Annotated in this window: 14 protein-coding genes; 5 read left to right on the top strand and 9 right to left on the bottom strand. The window is 49.1% G+C overall.

Annotation, left to right across the window (positions count from 1 at the left end):
* Positions 1-14: 14 nt before the first annotated feature.
* Positions 15-659, bottom strand: a complete 645-nt coding sequence (locus AM1_RS11195; protein ID WP_012162951.1) for an HD domain-containing protein — start codon at positions 657-659, stop codon at positions 15-17.
* 103 nt (positions 660-762) lie between these two features.
* On the opposite strand from AM1_RS11195, the gene AM1_RS11190 reads away from it, so the two are divergent.
* Positions 763-2,112, top strand: coding sequence for an FAD-dependent oxidoreductase (locus AM1_RS11190; protein WP_012162950.1), 1,350 nt, complete (start codon positions 763-765; stop codon positions 2,110-2,112).
* A gap of 31 nt (positions 2,113-2,143) precedes the next feature.
* Here the strand turns inward: AM1_RS11190 and AM1_RS11185 are convergent, their stop codons facing one another.
* From AM1_RS11185 to AM1_RS11155, 6 genes are all read right to left on the bottom strand, one after another.
* Positions 2,144-5,392, bottom strand: coding sequence for an efflux RND transporter permease subunit (locus tag AM1_RS11185; protein ID WP_041659684.1), 3,249 nt, complete (start codon positions 5,390-5,392; stop codon positions 2,144-2,146).
* A gap of 44 nt (positions 5,393-5,436) precedes the next feature.
* Positions 5,437-6,921: an efflux RND transporter periplasmic adaptor subunit gene (locus AM1_RS11180; protein ID WP_012162948.1), complete on the bottom strand. Its 1,485-nt coding sequence runs from the start codon at positions 6,919-6,921 to the stop codon at positions 5,437-5,439.
* Positions 6,922-7,074: 153 nt separating this feature from the next.
* Positions 7,075-7,740, bottom strand: a complete 666-nt coding sequence (locus AM1_RS11175) for an ion channel (RefSeq protein ID WP_012162947.1) — start codon at positions 7,738-7,740, stop codon at positions 7,075-7,077.
* 58 nt (positions 7,741-7,798) lie between these two features.
* Positions 7,799-8,955, bottom strand: a protein-coding gene (locus tag AM1_RS11170; RefSeq protein ID WP_148215638.1) for an IS3-like element ISAcma13 family transposase whose coding sequence is annotated in 2 segments (ribosomal slippage) — positions 7,799-8,700 and positions 8,700-8,955 — 1,158 coding nt in all. Because the reading frame shifts where the segments join, the coding sequence is not laid out codon by codon here.
* A gap of 312 nt (positions 8,956-9,267) precedes the next feature.
* Complete coding sequence (locus AM1_RS11160; protein ID WP_012162946.1) at positions 9,268-10,269, bottom strand: glycosyltransferase; 1,002 nt, start codon at positions 10,267-10,269, stop codon at positions 9,268-9,270.
* Positions 10,269-11,033: an FHA domain-containing protein gene (locus AM1_RS11155; protein WP_012162945.1), complete on the bottom strand. Its 765-nt coding sequence runs from the start codon at positions 11,031-11,033 to the stop codon at positions 10,269-10,271. Before AM1_RS11155 ends, AM1_RS11160 begins: the two co-directional genes overlap by 1 nt.
* A 117-nt stretch (positions 11,034-11,150) precedes the next feature.
* On the opposite strand from AM1_RS11155, the gene AM1_RS11150 reads away from it, so the two are divergent.
* The 3 genes from AM1_RS11150 (at position 11,151) to AM1_RS11140 (ending at position 14,746) form a co-directional block, all read left to right on the top strand.
* Positions 11,151-11,951 (top strand): IS5-like element ISAcma5 family transposase, encoded by an 801-nt coding sequence (locus AM1_RS11150; RefSeq protein WP_012162944.1) that lies wholly within the window; start codon positions 11,151-11,153, stop codon positions 11,949-11,951.
* A 178-nt stretch (positions 11,952-12,129) separates the two neighbouring features.
* On the top strand, positions 12,130-13,476 hold the full coding sequence (locus AM1_RS11145) for a P-loop NTPase fold protein (protein WP_012162943.1): 1,347 nt from the start codon (positions 12,130-12,132) through the stop codon (positions 13,474-13,476).
* Positions 13,463-14,746: a tetratricopeptide repeat protein gene (locus AM1_RS11140; protein WP_012162942.1), complete on the top strand. Its 1,284-nt coding sequence runs from the start codon at positions 13,463-13,465 to the stop codon at positions 14,744-14,746. The genes AM1_RS11145 and AM1_RS11140 overlap by 14 nt, the downstream gene beginning before the upstream one ends.
* An 84-nt stretch (positions 14,747-14,830) precedes the next feature.
* On the opposite strand, the gene AM1_RS11135 is transcribed toward AM1_RS11140, so the two are convergent.
* On the bottom strand, positions 14,831-15,751 hold the full coding sequence (locus AM1_RS11135) for a hypothetical protein (protein ID WP_012162941.1): 921 nt from the start codon (positions 15,749-15,751) through the stop codon (positions 14,831-14,833).
* A gap of 82 nt (positions 15,752-15,833) precedes the next feature.
* Between AM1_RS11135 and AM1_RS11130 the strand changes: the two genes are divergently transcribed.
* On the top strand, positions 15,834-17,009 hold the full coding sequence (locus tag AM1_RS11130; RefSeq protein ID WP_012162940.1) for a glycosyltransferase family 4 protein: 1,176 nt from the start codon (positions 15,834-15,836) through the stop codon (positions 17,007-17,009).
* A gap of 26 nt (positions 17,010-17,035) precedes the next feature.
* Here the strand turns inward: AM1_RS11130 and AM1_RS11125 are convergent, their stop codons facing one another.
* Complete coding sequence (locus tag AM1_RS11125) at positions 17,036-18,190, bottom strand: glycosyltransferase (RefSeq protein ID WP_012162939.1); 1,155 nt, start codon at positions 18,188-18,190, stop codon at positions 17,036-17,038.
* Positions 18,191-18,221 lie beyond the last annotated feature (31 nt).

Raw genomic sequence — 18,221 nt, 5'->3', positions numbered from 1 at the left:
TCCTCTGTTTGAATTTATTTATTATCCCCATTGTTGGTCAGGATGCCAGCTTGTAGACACCGGATAGCGGTTTGAAGATTGGACCGGGCCATGGCCTCATACCGTTCTTGAAAATAAGCGGTTTGATAAAGATGGGGGCGTTGCGCAAAGGTTTCTAATATCTGACTCCGCTGCTGACAGTATTCGGTAATTGGCACCCAAGCGTATTCCTGGCGAATCTGAGTTTCAAAATCGGCAAACGTCTGGGTATTTTGGCCGAGGATCGCTAAATCAATATCGACCATCAATGCAGTATCTGGATGGTCATGGGTGGTATGAGTCGCAGTGGCCATAATCAAATGATGAACTTGATGGCATACGTTCACTGCAACCCCTGCGGTCTGTAAAAAATGGACGGCCCAGTCGGCGCTATCTTGCTCGTTTTGGTTGGACTGGGTTTGATAAACAGCATCGTGAAACCAGAGAGCCATTTCTAAAATGGCAGGGGCTTGAGCTAATACTTTCACCCGATCTAAGTGATCTAAGCAAGCATCTATATGAGTGGCTGTGTGATAGTAACGGTGGGGCTCGCTATAGGCGCAAACTAACTGCTGGTATGTGTCCAGAGAGGGCTGACCTGCCAAGTCATGCATTAAGGTTTGCCAACGTTGCTTGTCCATGAAGGGTGAAGACCTCAGGGGGCTAATATCTAGCCTACGCCAAGAAATTCCAGTGCTATGCTGATTCCATTCAGGGTTTGTAGCAGTGGATTAAACACGATTCATGGTTGCTTCCACATCCCTCTCAGAACAACATGCTGTGGTGATTGGTGGCAGTATGGCCGGGCTGTTGGCTGCTCGGGTGTTGCTGAACCACTTTGGCCGAGTCACGGTATTGGAACGCGATCGCATCCCTGATCAGCCCAAACCCCGGTCAGGCGTACCCCAATCCCATCATGTCCATATTCTGCTCACTCAAGGTCAACGCATTTTAGAACAACTGTTTCCAGGCTTGGAAGCAGAACTAGAAGCCGCAGGTGCTCCTCAGGTCAACTGGACTCATGATTTACGGTGGTTTAGCATCTGGGGTTGGTCTTATCAGACGTCTTCTGATCTGAATACTCATCCTTGTAGCCGTATATTACTTGAGTGGCTGATTCATCGACGACTAGAGCAATATGACCATCTAAAATTTTTAACCTCGACTCAAGCGATTGGCCTGGTGATGAATGCCCAAAACACCATAGTTACGGGTGTTCAAATTCAAACTGAGCAGGGACTTGACACCCTGAAGGCAGACCTAGTGGTCGATGCGAGTGGACGGAATTCTGCCTTACCGAAATGGTTAACTCAGTTAGGATATGCTGCACCGACTCAAACGATGATCAACTCCTTTTTAGGGTATAGCAGTCGTTGGTATCAGATCCCTGAGGGTTGGGAAGCCCCTTGGAAGGTGATGCTCATTCACACGAAACCCCCAGATCATCGTCGAAGTGCTGTGCTGTATCCCGTTGAAGAAAATCGGTGGGTTGTGACCCTTGCGGGCGTGGGCCATGACTATCCCCCCATCGATGAAACAGACTTCCTCCACTTTGCCCAAAGTCTTCGGAGTCATGAAATCTATAATGCCATCCAACAAGCTCAACCCTTAAGCCCCATTTATAGCTACCGACGGACTGACAACTGCTGGCAACATTATGAAGACTTGCAGCGTTTCCCAGGCCATCTAGTCGCGATAGGAGATGCGGTTTGTGCTTTTAATCCAGTTTATGCTCAGGGGATGACGGTAGCAGCATTGGGTGCTCAAACGTTGGACCAATGTTTGAGTCTAATGGTTCAAAAGCAAAAAACTGCGTTGCAAGGTTTTCCCTCAAAATTTCATAAACAGTTGGCCAAAATGTTAGAAGTACCATGGCTGCTGGCCACGAGTGAGGACCTGCGATGGCCTACTACGGTAGGATCCACACCTAACTGGCAAACTCGCCTGATGCATCAATACCTTGATTTAGTCGTTCGGGCTTCTTTAAATCGTTCTTACGTCAGTCAAACGTTTTGGGAAGTGATGCACATGGTGAAGTCTCCAAAAGTGCTATTTGATCCCCGAATTTTCTTACCTGCTTTAGGACTGGGCTAGGTGATGTGCTGTCTTGACTACGACTGAATCCTTAATGTTCTACTCGCACCTTATTGGGGGTGAGCTGTAAGTAGAGTCCTGGTACCACTAATAGGGCGATTAACGTGGCGGCGATCAGACCAAAGATGATGGCCATACAGAGGGGGAACCATTCTGCTTCACTGAAGGCCAACGGGAGTAGCCCAATCACCGTGGTAATAGAGGTGGTCAAAATGGGACGCAGGCGATCGCTCGCACCCAAGGCCGCCGCTTGGCGGACCTCTAACCCCTGTTTACGTCGTTCATTCATGGTCTCTACCATCACAATGGCATCATTGACCACAATCCCCGTTAAGGAAATGACGCCAATGGCGGCTGGAAACGAGAAGGGTAAATTGAGGAAATAAAAGCCAATAAAGGTTCCGGTTAAGGCAAACGGAATCGTGAGAATAATAATCAAAGGCTGAGAATAAGAGCCAAATTGCAGCACTAACACAGCAAAGACCAAGAAGATGGCGACCACCAACATCTGACCTGCGGAGCCAAAGGTTTCACCGCTAGTCTCGGCATCGCCGCCGAAACTATATTGATAGCCTTGGGGCCAGGTTTTTTGCATTTCCTGGAGTTTCGGCGTTAGCTTGGCCAAAATATCGGCATCGTATACCCCAATGCCCGGAATGTTTTTGGCTAAAACCGTGACTGTGCGTTGGCTCTTGCGATGGGTAATGGATAAAGGCACGGCTCCAGGGGCGGGTTCTAACACGGCTTCAGCCGGAATGGTTTTCCCATCAGAAGTCACAAACCGAATGGTTTGAAATTCATCTTGGCGAGACGGTCCACCGACTTCTCCCTGGCGGGAGGGCCAAAGCGTACTCATATGGATCTCTAGATCTTCTTCCCCACTGCCAATCGGAAAGTCACCAATATCGTTATCAATCATTAAATAGCGGCCTTGAGAGGCCAGCTCGCTTTGGCTCAGACCATAGAAGTCCAGGGCTTCTCGCTTCGGAATCAGTTTGTAGTCTTCTCGCAAGTTGCCGAGGTCATCTCGCACATCCATCGTTCCTGGAATCTCTCGCAAGACTTGCTGTACCTGCACAGAGATTTCTCTCAGTACCTGCATGTCTTCTCCACTAATGGCCACTTGAATGGGATCGACGCCGCCCCCCGCGCGCTCATATTGGACGGCGAGGGTGGAACCAGGATAGTTGCGGAGGATCTCGTTTTGGAGTTGCGATCGCAACTCCCGCGCATATTCAAAAGACTGACGTTGACGTTGGTTGGACTCGACAAAGATGACGGAGAAGCCCACAAAATAGTCAGCATTACCGGGCTTCAATTCCCCGGAAGAGACTAGGCTGCTGCGTTTGCCCACTAGCTTGACCACACTTTTGAAGACGGGTTGACCATCTGGATCGCGATAGGCCAGCAGCAAATCTCCCATTTGATCGGCGACGGTTTGGGAGCTTTCGAGAGTTGTGCTGGGGGCTAGTTCTACATTCAGACTGAGCTTAGTGCCGTCATTTTGGGGGAATAGATTGGATGGCAAGGAGGTAAACAAAACACAGGCAAAGACAAAGAGTCCGACTGCCCCCAAGGACCAGAGCCGAGCCACGGCCTTATTAGGAACGGTCATGGCCAGACTCCAGTCTGCAAAGCGGGCCGAGGCCACTTCTGTCATCCGATCCACCAAGGTTTTATTCGATCCACCTTTGACATTCCCCAGCAAAAACTTGGATAGGGGAATCACCACCAGTAGGGACAGGAAATAGCTGATCACCAAACAGGTAATCGCGCTAATGGGAATCAGGCGAATAAATTTGCCCATGGTGCCGGAAATCGCCATCAAGGGGGCGAGGGCCAAGATGGTGGTGAGCTGTCCTGCAAAGGCGGGTCCAGCATAGGCTTTAACGGTCCGCAATGCTGATTCTGAAAATCCCAAACCTTCGACAAAAATGCCGTCATGCATGCCTTCCAGCATCAAAATAAACACATCCACCAGCAGCCCGAGGGCCAGGATCATGCCAATTAACACCATGGAGTTGAGGGTTTGTCCCCCTAACCAGAGGAAGAAGATGGCACCAATAAAGGTTAGGGGAATGGCTAAACCCGCAATCAGCGCTTCTCGCCAGGTTAGGGCCACCAGGAGAATAATAAAGACAAAAAAGGAGGCTTGACCGACATTACTGAGCAAATTGGCGAGTTCATCATTAATGGTGATCGCATCGTTGTTCAGAATCCGATATTCCATCCCGGCTGGCCAAACCTTGGGATTTTGGCTGGCGTCGTCTAAGGTTTGTAGGGCATCAGTAATCACTTGAATGGTGTCACTGCCAGCAACTTTGACGATGTCTAAGGTAATGGTGGATTGGAACGGCTGATTTTCCCAACTGAGAAAGGCTCGATTGGTTTCCCGCTCTAAATCTCGCCGCACATCCGCCACTTCTTCTAAGCGGACAATTCGGTTGTCCGTTAATCGAGCCACGGGCAGAGATTTAAGATCCTGAATGCTGCGAAATCGTCCGAACATTCGGACCTGAGCCCCAATGGCATCATCTCGAACCCGATCCCAAGACGCATCTTGATTGCCCCCTTGAATGGCGTTTCGCACCTGTGTAGAGGCAATGCCTAAGCTGGTCAGACGGCTGGGAATCAGCTGGACATGAATAACCTCATCCCGATTACCTGATAGATTGACTTCTCGCAGGTTTTTAACCGACTCTAAGATGTCTTTGAGATCTTCTGCGGTTTGACTTAAGGTGGCGGCGTCTAGGTTGGGGCCAAATAGGCCAATCGTTAAAACTGGCGCATCTTGTTGAGACACTTGGACAAAATCGGACTGCTCGCGCCCTTCGGATTCAGCAGGAAGTTCTGGCTCTGCATCATCGACTTTACCTCGCAGCTCTTGAATCGATGAGGCCACCGGGGCTTCTGCTCGAAACTCAACATCGATAATGGAATAGGAATTGAAGGTGGCACTTTTAACATCCTTCAAGCCTTGTAGGGACTTAATTTCCTTTTCTAGTTTGTCCGTGACTCGGTTTTCAATGGTCTCGGCATCGGTGCCGGGCCAAGCAGTGGTGATATTGGCTCGGGCAATTTTGATATCGGGGTCGGATTCTTTGACCATGGAGACATACCCCATCAGGCCACCCATCACCAGCAAAAAACACAGCAGAATCCCAAACACCTGACGGGTAAAGAAAAACTGAGCCAGTGGAGAGGCGTTCTCTAACTCGGAAGCGCCATGCACGGGGGCATCCCGAACGTCCAGGGTAGTTGGCCGATCCTCTGTTTGCATGGGGTTTATCCTTGCGGTGTAGTGCGGTAATGCAATCTGCTGACTTAGGCCGGATCTTCAATATCGACAACATCGACGGGAGAATCATTCACCAGTCGATTACTGCCTTCGGTGACCACCAATTCACCGGGCTGTAGTCCCTGAGCAATCGAGATCCGATCTAACCCTTCAATATCTAAAACCACAGGACGCTGCTCCACTCGGCCCGTCTCCTCATTGACAACAAACACATAGGATTTGCGATCGCGGGTGATCACGGACCCAAAGGGCAACGTAATGGCTTGGCTTCTGGATTGAGCAGCAATCCAGGTTTGCACACGGGCTCCTAGGCGTAAGTTCTCTCGCCCTTCTGTGATCCGAACCCTCACTTGGACGGCTCTGCCCCCAGGAGTGACCGCTGGCGTGACGGAAAACACCTTGCCTCGAGCTTTAGACACACTAACGAGATTGCTTTGATTGAGCCCTTGGACAAAGGCTTGGCTAATATCGTCATCTAAGGCAACATAGGCGGGTTGATTGGGGCGCAGCAAACTCCCTTCTGAGGCGGGAAGTTCAAAGGCAACCTCAAAACTATTGGGGTCAACCACCACAATAGGGACGGATTCGATAGCAGCTTGATAACTGGTGGCGGACTGTACTCTGGAAGGACTCCAATATTCTCCTTCCCGAATATTCATATAGGCGACAATGCCATTGATGGGAGACACGAGCTGCGTATCTTCCCTGGCAATCACTGTGTTTAATAATCGAGCTTGGTTGGAGACCACCCCTGCCTTGGATACGGCAATTTGATCTTGGGCCGTTTTGACATTTTCTTGGGCTACCTTGACCCCAACTTGGGCCTGAATAACGCGGTTATTGTAGGTATCCCGTTCCGTCGCTGGAATCACTCCCTGTTTGTACAAGGTTTGTCGTCGTTTGGCTTCTATTTTTGCGAGTTCTAGGTCAGCTTTGGCTTGCCTGAGATTGGCTTCTGTCTGACGTAAGCTGGCCACCGCCTGCTCTTCTGTACGTTTGGCAACTTCGCGATCGGCGGCAGCGGCTCGAATATCGGATTGATATTTGCGATCATCCAGGGTTGCGAGTAATTGACCTTTACCCACGCGATCGCCTTCTCGCAGGAAGCGGCCATTGATTTTGGCGAGTTGGGTGACTTCTCCACTGGATTCAAAAATCAGTTGTTTGTATCGTTCTGCTCTCACATCGCCATCCGGGCTGGTGACCCAACGGCGAATCGGTGAGAGTTGAGCCCGCACTGCCCGCACCGGTAATTTGGCTGTAGACGTGGTTTCAGGTTCCGATACGGCCGGAGACTGACTGTTGTTGTAGAGTCGCCATCCGAACAACCCTGCAATCACCAACATGACGAGAATGGCAATGGGCCAGGGAGATTTTTTACTAAATACTGAAGGTCTGGAGTGGGGGGGCTGCTTGTCTCCAGGGACTTGAATATCTAGTTCCAATTGAGAAGGAGTATCAGTATTAGCCAAATCTCCTGTATCCTTTGGCGTACGTTCATCCGTCTTCATGTGTTTCGTTCCATGTTGATAGGATTATGCCGCTGGTTGAACCCATAAGGCTGATGTGATAAAGCTTATAGCTATTACTTTACGGGATTTCTATAGCATTACAAACCGTATACAGATATCGCAATAAAGATGATTCAAACAGTAGGAGAGACTTCAGGGTTGATCTACTTTCTGAGACAAGTAACCACCCACCAGAATGGCGATGAATACTGTAGGGTAGAGCTGACCAATGATCGCTTCTGTATCCGTGAGCACAATGGCTAACGTACTCACGGGAACAATATCGCCAAACCCGAGGGTTGTTAATGTCGTAACGCTAAAGTGAATGGGTTGTAAATAGGAACCGGGCTGAATTAAAGTTGCCGAAAAAGCATGGGGATTGAGGGTTGCAACCATGCCATAGAATAATGCCCAGATAAAAGCAAGCAGAAAGTAGGCGCAAATGCCTCCCCTAATCGTATCCATAGTGATGGTGGTGACCGTAATAATTTCCCGCATAATTAACAACGCGGCTACCCCCAAATAGAGGACATAAATGGATTGAGCAAGCAGAGAAAACGGTAAGGTTGCAGTTGTAGTCCATCCCACTCTGGGGCCTAATTGCAGAGAGAACGCTAAGACCGCAATAAAGACATATGCCCAAAACAGTTTTGGGGGGAGCGAAAAACTTTTAACAATCACAACCATCACGTACAGCAGTAGCAAGGCCGAGATGAGACTGCCTAGTCCACCCTGTAAAAAGGGAGTGACTAAATAATTGGCAATCAGCACCCCAAAAAGCTGTCGATATTTGTGTTGCGATGGAGATGGCAAATACATGGGTCTTTAGGAATGGCGATGACGTGAACCCCTATATTCGGACAGGGCAATAGATGAATTAAGCGCTATCCTCCTTATTCATACAATAGTGATTGTTCTGTTGTCTCCACTGCTGCTCATATTCACAGGGTGTCAAATACCCCAGTGATGAATGAATCCGCTTATGCATATACACATCTTCTAGAAACTGCTCAATGTGCTCATACGCTTCAGTAAAATTTCGATAGTCTGATAAATCGACCTCTTCTTCTTTTATCGTTCTCATCAATCGCTCAGCATAGCCATTTTGCCAAGCCTGTCCCACCTCGGCCATACTGATTTGCACTTGGTGTTGTTGGAGCAATTGCATATAGGCTGCAGCGGCATACTGAACCCCTTGGTCAGAATGGTGAATCTCAGGCGTTGCCCGCTCCAACGCCTTGTTCAACGCCCTCAACGTTAGTTGCTGGTCGATATGGCGGGACAGATGCCAGCCACGAATGGCGCGAGTAAAGACATCCATCACGACGGCCAAATAGACAAACTCCTGCTGTAAGCGAATGTACGTGATGTCCGCCACCCACACCTGCTCAGGATGGTCGATGGAGAGATTCAACACTCGATTGCCATAGCGAGGGAACGAATGTTCGCTATTGGTGGTGCGTTTGCGTTTGACTTTGGTCTTGGCCATAATCCCTATCTGTCGCATTAGTCGAGCCACGCGTTTATGGTTAACGCAATACCCCTGACGCTGCAGTTGGGCGGTGATTCGACGATAGCCATAAGTCGGATAGGCTCCAGCAACTCCAGCAATGGCCGCTTTTAGTTCGCTCTCATCCGGTTGGCCTCTGGCATGGTAATACACTTGAGAGCGTGGGTAATTGAGTACCTGACAAATTTGGCGAATGGAATAGTCCTGCTGCAACTGTCTCACCATCTGCCGTTTTTGGTTAGGTGTAAGGACATTGAGGCTTTTTTTGCGATCTCTAATTGCAGCGTCAATTGGCCGACTAGACGCTCTAACTGAGCAATTTTCGCTTCAGCGTTGTCGTCGTTGTTCTGACTCTCAAAAATGCTACTGGCGTGCGCTAGAAATTCCTTGCGCCAGCGGTTGAGGAGGCTAGAGTGCAGGGTATGGATGCGACACAATGCACTGCTCGTTTTTTCACCGCTTAACAATTGTAAGACCACTTGAGCTTTGAACTCAGCACTATATTGACGACGTTTTGATGACATTAATTTCCCTCATTCGGTACAAGATTACGATGCTTAAGGACTTGTCCGAATCTTGGGGGGTCACTTCACTTAACTAGTACTGTAGCCCTGCGCTTTACCCATCATTCGTCAACGGTTAAAACCTCAAAAGATCTTAATTAACCCCTCTGGTTATGCTGTGACGCGCCATCAAGACCTTGGAAGATAGACTGGAATTCAGTGCTCAGGATTCGCTGTTGCGGAAGCGCAAGATCAACAATATCTGGTTGGAAGCAATAGGGCCTTGCTCACAAAACGTTGAGGTTGAAACTTTGGATTGAGCTGCCTGTGGCTCTATGGAGCTGAGTATGTCTTGTCTATGATTGCGATCGCATCCCCAATCCCATTCCTATACAGTTGGATCTGGTTTGGATTCCGGGAAGCTTGCAATAAATCTTTTACCGCATCTATAGCTGCTTGAGGCGTCTCCACCAGCGTTGCCCATTGCTGACCTCGGCGCCGTTGCTGATCATATTGACGAGGCCAAGCAATGGCAATCAGTGGCTTACCCAAAGCGTGACATTCAAAGACGGTATTGTAGCCTGCACCGCCAATCACCACATCAGCCTGGTGCAAGATGGGCAGTCCTGGCCATTGTTGGATCCATAGGTGGGGTGGACACCCAGGAGGACAAGTATAGGCAAGACAGCGGCAGTTAGCTTCCGAAAAGGTGGCCTGTAATCGCACCATCAACTGTCCCCAAAAAGCCATCTCCTCAAGATTCCCGGCTGCTACGACGACGAGGGTGGGTTTTTCTGTTGGCAGAACAGGGGGTAACTCTGGGGCATTCAATATTACCCAGGGTTCGGTATGAACGGCTTGGGGAAAATCAGCAAACGGGACGTCATCCCCCTCGCCTGGAATTAGAATGGTGTCATAGTAAGCCTCAACAAATTGCCCCACCTGCTTGGCTTGAACGTAAGCTGGATCGATATCCCGATGAATCAGTATTGTGGGAATAGAAGAGAGGGAGGGCAAGCAGTCCACCAACTCTCCCCCCAAGCCACGGGGAAAAGTATCGACGATTAAGCAGTCATAATTTTTGTTTTGAATTATCCTTTGCACCTGATGCCGCGTTTCGGTAAAGGAAGCTGTAGGCAAAATCTGCAAGGATAAATTCGACACCACAGATGGGCTGCAAGCAATCTGATGCAATTGAGTTTCAACCCAAGGGGCATAGGGTGAATTGGTGAGGATGCGAACGTGATGCTGAGGGGCGGCCTGTCGGCCCAAAGCGATGGCCCGATTGAGATGTCCCCAGCCACCACCTAAGGCATAAATCAGCCAAGTGGCCATTAGCTGGCCCCAAAATTCATCTCGTAATCTGTGTCTAATTCCTCTTCAAAGCTGGCGGCATCCGCTTCCGTAAAGTCGACGTTTCGGGATTCGCGGTTGTAACAGTAGTAAGCGCGATCACGATAGTATTCATAGCCCCAACTGCCGGGACGATAGGTGCCATAACCAGGATAGAGGTCATAGTCTAACCAGTAAGGGTCTTGGTTGAGCTTGCTTTGACCATCGAGACAGTAGGGACATCCCAATGCTGTGGTGCGATCGCAGTTCCGTTTGAACAAGAAACCGATTTTGCGATCGCAAACCCATTCCCTAGAAGAACGATTCGCCTGTGCTGTTTGCGCGGGGCGCTCTGTAGGGATCTGGGCCATACCCGAAAGTGAGGTAGAACGAGAGTCTCCACTGATGGCCGATGCTTGATCTTGGAGGGGGTCCTCGGTGGTGGTTGGCTTTGGGACAAGCGTGAATGTGAGTTCAAAGGGACCGATCTGAATTCGGTCACCATGGGTTAAAACTCCCTCAGTAACAGTGACCCCGTTAATTTGGCTGTCTGCCTGGCTGCATAACCAAACGCTACTCTGTCGCACTTCCAACAAAGCATGAAATGCCTGTACTGCGTCATCATGGAGCACAATTCGACTCACTGCTTGCCCTTGATGGGTGGCAGGCATCAGATTAAAGCTTTGTCCCAAAGCAACCGGAGGCTGAAAATGGGGCTGATAGGTTTTACCAGAAGTTGGATCAGTCCAAACGAGTTGAATTTGCACCGTTGGCACCAGGAGGTTGAATAGGCGGCCTCATCTAAGAGGCTGTTTGAGAAGTGAGTAAAGCTCTCAAGGTACTAATCTGTCAATACACAAACACTGGACAGGACCTAGAGAGCAATGCCTACAGCATATGATAGCGACCTCACCACCCTGCAATGGGAATTACTTGAGCCCTTGATTCCTGCTGCTAAACCTGGAGGTAGACCTCGCACCACTGATATGCTCAGTGTTCTCAATGCCATTTTTTATCTTGTGGTTACGGGTTGCCAGTGGAGACAGCTACCCCATGATTTTCCCTGTTGGTCAACGGTCTATAGCTATTTTCGAAGGTGGCGCGATGATGGGACTTGGGTCCACATCAATGAACATCTGCGCATGCAAGAGCGGGTGAGTGAAGACCGTCATCCAAGTCCCAGTGCCGCCATCTGCGATGCTCAATCGGTTAAAGTCGGCAATCCTCGGTGTCACTCGATTGGGTTTGATGGTGGGAAAATGGTCAAAGGTCGTAAACGTCATGTGCTCGTTGATACTTTAGGGCTGGTTTTGATGGTGATGGTCACTGCTGCCAATATCTCTGACCAACGAGGGGCCAAAATACTGTTTTGGAAAGCTCGACGCCAAGGTGCGAGTTTGTCCCGTCTAGTTCGGATATGGGCCGATGCTGGCTATCAAGGACAAGCTTTGATGAAGTGGGTAATGGACCGTTCTCAATATGTCTTGGAAGTGATCAAACGCTCAGATAATCTAGCGGGGTTTCAGGTTGTTTCCAAACGATGGATTGTAGAACGGACGTTTGGATGGTTGTTGTGGTCTCGACGTCTTAATAAAGATTATGAGGTGCTGACTAGGACGGCTGAAGCGCTTGTTTATGTGGCGATGATTCGACTCATGGTTCGAAGGCTAGCGCAGGAGCACTAAAACTTCTCAAACAGCCTCTAAGATAAACCATGATTATGATTTCGCCACTGGAGAAATGAATTCATATCAGAATGTCAGGGAATGGGCATTGAACGGTGTGAACCGTGTATTGGTTAGTATTTTTTGCATTTGAATTGCTGAGGTTGGGTATGATGAAGGCCAGCACGATTCATTACCTATGAATAACCCCCTTCTAGCAACCTTTCGGCAGGCTTATCGGGATTTAGATTTATTTCCCTTATTGTCTGACGACGAAGTTGAGTCATTTCGCGTCGATTATGGTCAGGATGCATTGGTGCGGCTAGAGCAGGCTGTGGATGATGCTCCAAAAGACGGCAAAATCATTTTTGCAGGACATCGGGGGTGTGGGAAGTCAACGCTACTCGCCCAGTTTGGCCGCCTGATGAGTGATCCAGAGCGAGAGCCTCGCTATTTTGTCGTGCGCTTTTCCATCTCTGACATGGTGGAAATGTCGGCAGTGGATCATGTCAATATTCTTTATGCTATCGCTTTACAGCTTCTGAGTAAGGCGAGTGAGTCCGAGGTGGATATTCCCTCGACCACTCAGGAAGAGATTTTAAATTGGTTCATTACCACTCACTCCACCACTGAAACTAAGGATCTCAAATCTCAAATTGGGATTGGTGGCGATGTTCTGAAAGTTTTGACCGCTAAGCTACAAACGGAATCCACCTTTAGGGAAGAAATTAAACGCACCTATGAGCGGCGTATCTCTGAACTGGTAGCCAAAATAGAAGAGATAGCTGACCTGATTCAGCATCATGCAATCCGGCCCCTATTGGTAATTATTGATGATCTGGATAAATTGGATTGGAAACTGGTGGAGGAAATTTACAAGAACAATATCCTGGCGCTTTTTCAGCCCAAAATGCGGATGGTGTTTACTATTCCGATAGCCGTGGTCAGAGATATTGAACTCCGCACGATTTTGCAGTCGGCTTGTGGTCGTCCGATTTTGCAAATGGGAGTTGCTAAATTTTTTACTAAGGCCGATCGTCATCTTCAACAGCAGCCGGATCAACGCAAGGTCGATATTTTTCTCAAAGTATTAGAACGTCGCTTTGGTGAGCACTGGTCAGAAGTAATGTCTCCGCAAACGGCCCGGCAGATTGTGTTGCTGAGTGGAGGAGTATTGCGGGAAATGGTGCGGATTGCTCGGGAATGTTTCAGTCAATGTTCGCTGCTGCTGCGGCTGGAGCCGGAACGGACTGAGATGAAAATTGATGCTCAGGTGCTGGACCTGGCTGTGCAGGAACTGCGGAATGAATTTTCTCTGTCTTTGGGCAAGCGGCGGTCTGAGATTTTAGTCAAAACCTATAAAGAGGCTAAGCCAGAAGAAGTCGATGATGAAGATTTTGCCCTGCTGTTGCACGGTTTATATATCTTGGAATATCGCAACAATCAGGTCTGGTACGATGTGCATCCGATTGTGAAAAAACATCTCCAGCTAGAGCAATTGCTGCCAACGATGGACTATGGGAGTGCTGAGGATGCCCACCATTGAGCGCTCTGCGGAAGAACAACGCCAATACCTGCGGCTGCTAGTTGCCCTAGAGGCGAATCAGGGGCAATTGGGGTTACTGATTGCCGTGGCAGAAAACCGTAACTTGCAAACTGCCGTAATTGAGGACTATGAGCAAGCTTTACGGGAACAGGGGGTACATGCCTTTCGGTTGTTTATTAACCGTCAAGACCCCAGTTTGCGGACGGGATTAGAGCAGTTGGTCGATCAACAGCCTGTTTTACAGGAGCATCAGCCTGCAGTGGTCACGGTGCTAGGGATTGGAGATTTACTGCCGCCAATGTTGGCGATCCCAGAGTCTCAGCAAGCCCGATTTCTAGGGTACTTGCAATGGACCCGAGAAGCTTTGCGGCAATTTCGGTTTCCGGTTGTGCTCTGGGTCAATCGCAAGGTGGTGCGTTTATTAGCAGAGCAATCACCTGATTTTTGGAGTTGGCGCAGTGGCGTTTTTTGGTTTGGCGTTGACCCCAGTGATGCGGCTCTCTTAACATCTACGGCTTCCAAGGCGACGGAAAAAGCGACAACTAGGGGGTTAGATCCTGATATAGAAGCGTTGATGAGCCTGATTGAATCACTGGAGCAGCGGGCCGATAAAGATTCAGCCCAATTAGTAGACCTGTATGCTCAATTGGGGCAAGTTTATACGAAGCGAAGTCAAAGCAGGCAAAATCGTGAGTTTGCCATCCAGGTCTATAAACGAGCCGTGCAATTATTAGAAAAACTGGATTTGCCCGCAGAATTGGCCACCAGTTTAAAACAACTGGGTAATCTCTATTTTGAACGTAGATATAACGCCCGCGAGGCTGGTATTTGCTATGACGAAGCGTTGCGTCTGTATCGCGAGGTGGGTGATCGGCTGGGGGAAGCCAATACGTTAAAAGCCCTGGGTGATGTCCTCCAATTTCTCAAGCAAAGTCAAGAGGCCTTAGAACGCTATGACGAAGCGTTGCGTCTGTATCGCGAGGTGGGTGATCGGCTGGGGGAAGCCAATACCTTATTGGGTTTAGGAAGTTTGCAAGACCGTCCAGCACAAGCAATGGATTACTATCACTCTGCTCAAACTATTTTTCAGCAAATTGGTGATCAATATTGTCAAGGTCGTAACTTGTTAATGTTTATTGTTTCTGCCCAACAACAGCTAGGCGACTTAGATGGTGTAGAAGAATCGTTGGCCCAGGCTGAAGCCATTGGCAAAGCAATTGACTTCGAACCATTCCAACAGGCGGTCGATCAGATTCGCTCAACGTTATAGTCAAGGCATTCTCAACATTGTGAGCTTATTTCCCGTCAATAAGTCAGACATTCATCGGCAAAACGGCTTTCAGAGAAGAGCTTCTCATAATGTCACTTTTGATAACTTTTGCGCCAAATTGAGCACATGGTACAGACTCAAAAACATCTGTGTGATCAACTCTTCAACTTGTTTAACATCAACGTTTTGATCAACCTCAAAACGTTTTAGAGGTGGATAGGGAGGCATCTTCACCGTGAGAGATAGGGTGCGATCGCTGACTTTTATCCGTTTGACTCGCGCGGTCGGGGGGAGTTCTAGGGCATCTTTCAGGGAGTCTTTTAAGACAGTAACCGCGCCATACTTCTTGCGCTGAAACCGTAACGTTAAAGTGAGGGATAACCCTTTGGGCTTGCTCTTCCGTTTGTGTTTGGTCTTGCCGCTACGACTCCGTTTCCAGCCATGTTTTTCAATGTAGAGTTCTGTCAACGTCAAGGTAAAGACGGTTTGATCCAAAAACTGACCTTCTAGCAATAACCAAGGATCTGCATAACGGTCGATTTTCCACCTGTCTCGCTTCGGATCGGGTATCGTGTCAATTCGTTTACGCTTTGCGATGACAGGAGAGCAATTGAGGGACAAGTGGAGCGAAGGCTCTAGCTCCATATCACGGATAACTTTTTTGATGAGTCCCAGAGGGAGCATATACCGCTCTTTAGGGATCAACCAGGGGCGTTCAAATAATTTCAAAATCCCTAGAACCAACAGCACCCCCAAAGAGAAGAGAAATAGCCAAAATAATGGTGACAATGGCTGCTCCAGTAGTACCGAGCCAAACACCCCGAACACAAACGAGCCAATTAATCCGATCCAAGCAAAACGGGCAATGTAGTTGTAAAGATGATGTCGAGCTTGTGCTTGTTGAACTCGATCCTCCAATTTCGCTAAGTCAGTCTGGATCTCGCTCGCAAAACCAATGTGTTTGTACTTCAGCTTTAGCCTAAATCTTGCAAGATTGAGAGACATATAACACCTTCCCCCAGACTGGATGGCTCCTAATCAAGCCCTAGCATAAGATATAGCTGCATTTATCGCTAATTCCTCATTTATGCCCAAGTTGGCTTATCTTTGTTTTGATGTAGTTCCTGCTCCTAAAGGAGCTGCGATCCATATTGCTGCTTTTACTCAAGCCCTTGCTCAATGGTGTGGTTCAGTCCAGTTCGTCAGTGTTGCCCCCACGCTGGAGATATCCCCGACCGTAGAGCGATGGCCAGGAGTGATACATACCGCTCTTCCCACCAGCGGTAAGACCTTAATTGACCGGGTAATTACATTTCGCCAGCGACTTGAACAATGGTTGGTAGGCCAATGGTTTGATGTCATTCATGTGCGGTCAATGTATGAAGGATTCCCCATTGCACTGCAAAAGTCAAAGTATTGCCAAGCTTTGATTTTGGAAGTGAATGGTTTACCGTCTATTGAGCTGAAATACCGCTATCCGCGAGTGGCAGATGATCGCGAACTGATGCATAAGCTGATCGCTCAAGAAGATCTGTGTTTAGAGCAAGCGGATCGAGTCCTCACCGTGAGTCAAGTGACTCGTGACTATTTAATTCAGCGGGGCGTCTCTCCAACCAAAATTCAGGTGATTGCCAATGGTGTGAATCTCGACTTTTTCCCGTACCAAGCTTCGCAGCTAGACCCTGAGAGCTTGCATTTGCTGTACTTTGGCACGTTATCCGCTTGGCAAGGGGTGGATTTAGCCGTTGAAGCGTTGGGGCTTTTCTGCCGAGACTTCCCCGCCACTCTGACGGTTGTAGGACCCGCAAAACCTAAACAGGTGAGAGTGCTGACTAAACTCGCGACTAAATTAGGTGTAGACAAGCGCCTGAATATTCTGGAACCGCTGTCCCAGTCCGATCTCTGTCTACAAATGCATACTGCGGACGTGATTCTCGCCCCATTAAAACCGAATGATCGCAACTGTACTCAAGGCTGTTGTCCATTAAAAGTGTTGGAGGGGATGGCATCTGGCACGCCTGTCATTACTAGTGATCTGCCAGTGGTGCGTGAATTAGGGATGTCGGATACCCATTTTTTGGCGGTTCACCCCGGTTCTGCCAAAGCCATTAAAGATGGGTTGCTTCGACTCAGAGCTCATCCAGAGCTAGGTATGCAGTTGTCTCAGAATGCGCGATCGCAGATCACGCAACAGTTCACCTGGCAGCAAGCGACCCATAAGCTGATTGACTGTTACCAGACCTTGTTGGAGAGCTGCGACTAGCAGTTATAAAAGTTAGCGAAGACCCCTCATACAATCTGTTGCAACAGTTGTTGGAGCTGGACTTTCTCCTGAGAGGGGGCATGGTGGGTTTGAACAAATTGTCGGGCGCGTTGTCCCATCTGTCGTCGTTCCTCCACCGAAAGAGAAAGACAGTCTAGAATGGCATCGCCTAAGTGATGCAGTTGCGATCGCGGTATGACCCATCCCGTGTGTCCCGACTCCAGCACCTCTGGGATGCCACCCGCATCACTGGCAATACAGCAACGTTCACAGGCCATGGCTTCTAGCAGTGCATTAGGCATACCTTCCCACAAAGACGGCTGCAGATAGATATCACAGAGATTTAAGTGCTGAACGATCACCTCAGGGTCTGATAACTGGCCAGTGACAATCACCCGAGCCGCATGATCAGGATGGTCAATCGCAAACGTTTGCAGCAATGATTGGGCAGCTGAACGCAGCTCGCCGATAATCAACAGACAGACTGGCCGCTGGGCTCGGAGCTGAGCGAGGGCTTGTAATAAAAATCCCTGACCTTTCTTTTCTCGCAGCTCTCCTGAAAACCCCAAAACGACTTCTTGATCGACAATGCCTAAATTGTGGCGTAGGTCTTGCAGGTCATGAGGTGGGAGAGGATGAAAAATCTCACAATCGAGGGTATTAGGAAGAACAGTGATAGGGGTGCGGTCGCTCACCATCTGCATCTTACGGGCCATGTCGTGACTGACTGCTGTGAGGGTTGAGGCATGGGTGAGTGTCCACTGCAAGCGGGCAAAGTCTCCAGGGGGAAATAGTTCTCGATCGATGTCGTTACCCCGTGCACTCACCAGCGTCGGTATTTGATGTTGTCGGCCAAACCACACCCCTAAAAAACCAGCAGGAAATAAATAATGCCCCCAAACAGCCTCAAAGGGAGACGCTTGATGTAGGCCATCCAAAATATTAAGGGTATGGGGCATTGTTGCATCCCAATGACGATACAACCCCAGTCGATAGACTCGGCCTGAGCCGACCTGCTCGGCGCTCACCTCCCCTGGCTGTAGATACCGACTCCAGGTCACCACATCTACGGCAATTCCCAAGCTTTGAATAGAGGTGACAATCCGCCCCGCACTGCGGGCGACGCCGCCCATATCGGGTGGAAAACGTTCAGTCAGGAATAGCAAACGGGGCAAGCTCACAGTTCACAGCTTGCCATAGCCCGATCTCTTT

It is taken from the genome of Acaryochloris marina MBIC11017, from assembly GCF_000018105.1.
In the GTDB taxonomy this organism is placed as follows: Bacteria; Cyanobacteriota; Cyanobacteriia; order Thermosynechococcales; family Thermosynechococcaceae; genus Acaryochloris; species Acaryochloris marina.
Note: the sequence above shows the minus strand (reverse complement) of the source record. Positions and strands in the feature narration are given on the sequence as shown.

Excerpts from the sequence above, each read along its gene's own strand:
- AM1_RS11195 (WP_012162951.1), bottom strand. The coding sequence starts at position 659 with ATGGACAAGCAACGTTGGCAAACCTTAATGCATGACTTGGCAGGTCAG.
- AM1_RS11190 (WP_012162950.1), top strand. The coding sequence starts at position 763 with ATGGTTGCTTCCACATCCCTCTCAGAACAACATGCTGTGGTGATTGGT.
- AM1_RS11185 (WP_041659684.1), bottom strand. The coding sequence starts at position 5,392 with ATGCAAACAGAGGATCGGCCAACTACCCTGGACGTTCGGGATGCCCCC.
- AM1_RS11180 (WP_012162948.1), bottom strand. The coding sequence starts at position 6,921 with ATGAAGACGGATGAACGTACGCCAAAGGATACAGGAGATTTGGCTAAT.
- AM1_RS11175 (WP_012162947.1), bottom strand. The coding sequence starts at position 7,740 with ATGTATTTGCCATCTCCATCGCAACACAAATATCGACAGCTTTTTGGG.
- AM1_RS11160 (WP_012162946.1), bottom strand. The coding sequence starts at position 10,269 with ATGGCCACTTGGCTGATTTATGCCTTAGGTGGTGGCTGGGGACATCTC.
- AM1_RS11150 (WP_012162944.1), top strand. The coding sequence starts at position 11,151 with ATGCCTACAGCATATGATAGCGACCTCACCACCCTGCAATGGGAATTA.
- AM1_RS11145 (WP_012162943.1), top strand. The coding sequence starts at position 12,130 with ATGAATAACCCCCTTCTAGCAACCTTTCGGCAGGCTTATCGGGATTTA.
- AM1_RS11140 (WP_012162942.1), top strand. The coding sequence starts at position 13,463 with ATGCCCACCATTGAGCGCTCTGCGGAAGAACAACGCCAATACCTGCGG.
- AM1_RS11135 (WP_012162941.1), bottom strand. The coding sequence starts at position 15,751 with ATGTCTCTCAATCTTGCAAGATTTAGGCTAAAGCTGAAGTACAAACAC.
- AM1_RS11130 (WP_012162940.1), top strand. The coding sequence starts at position 15,834 with ATGCCCAAGTTGGCTTATCTTTGTTTTGATGTAGTTCCTGCTCCTAAA.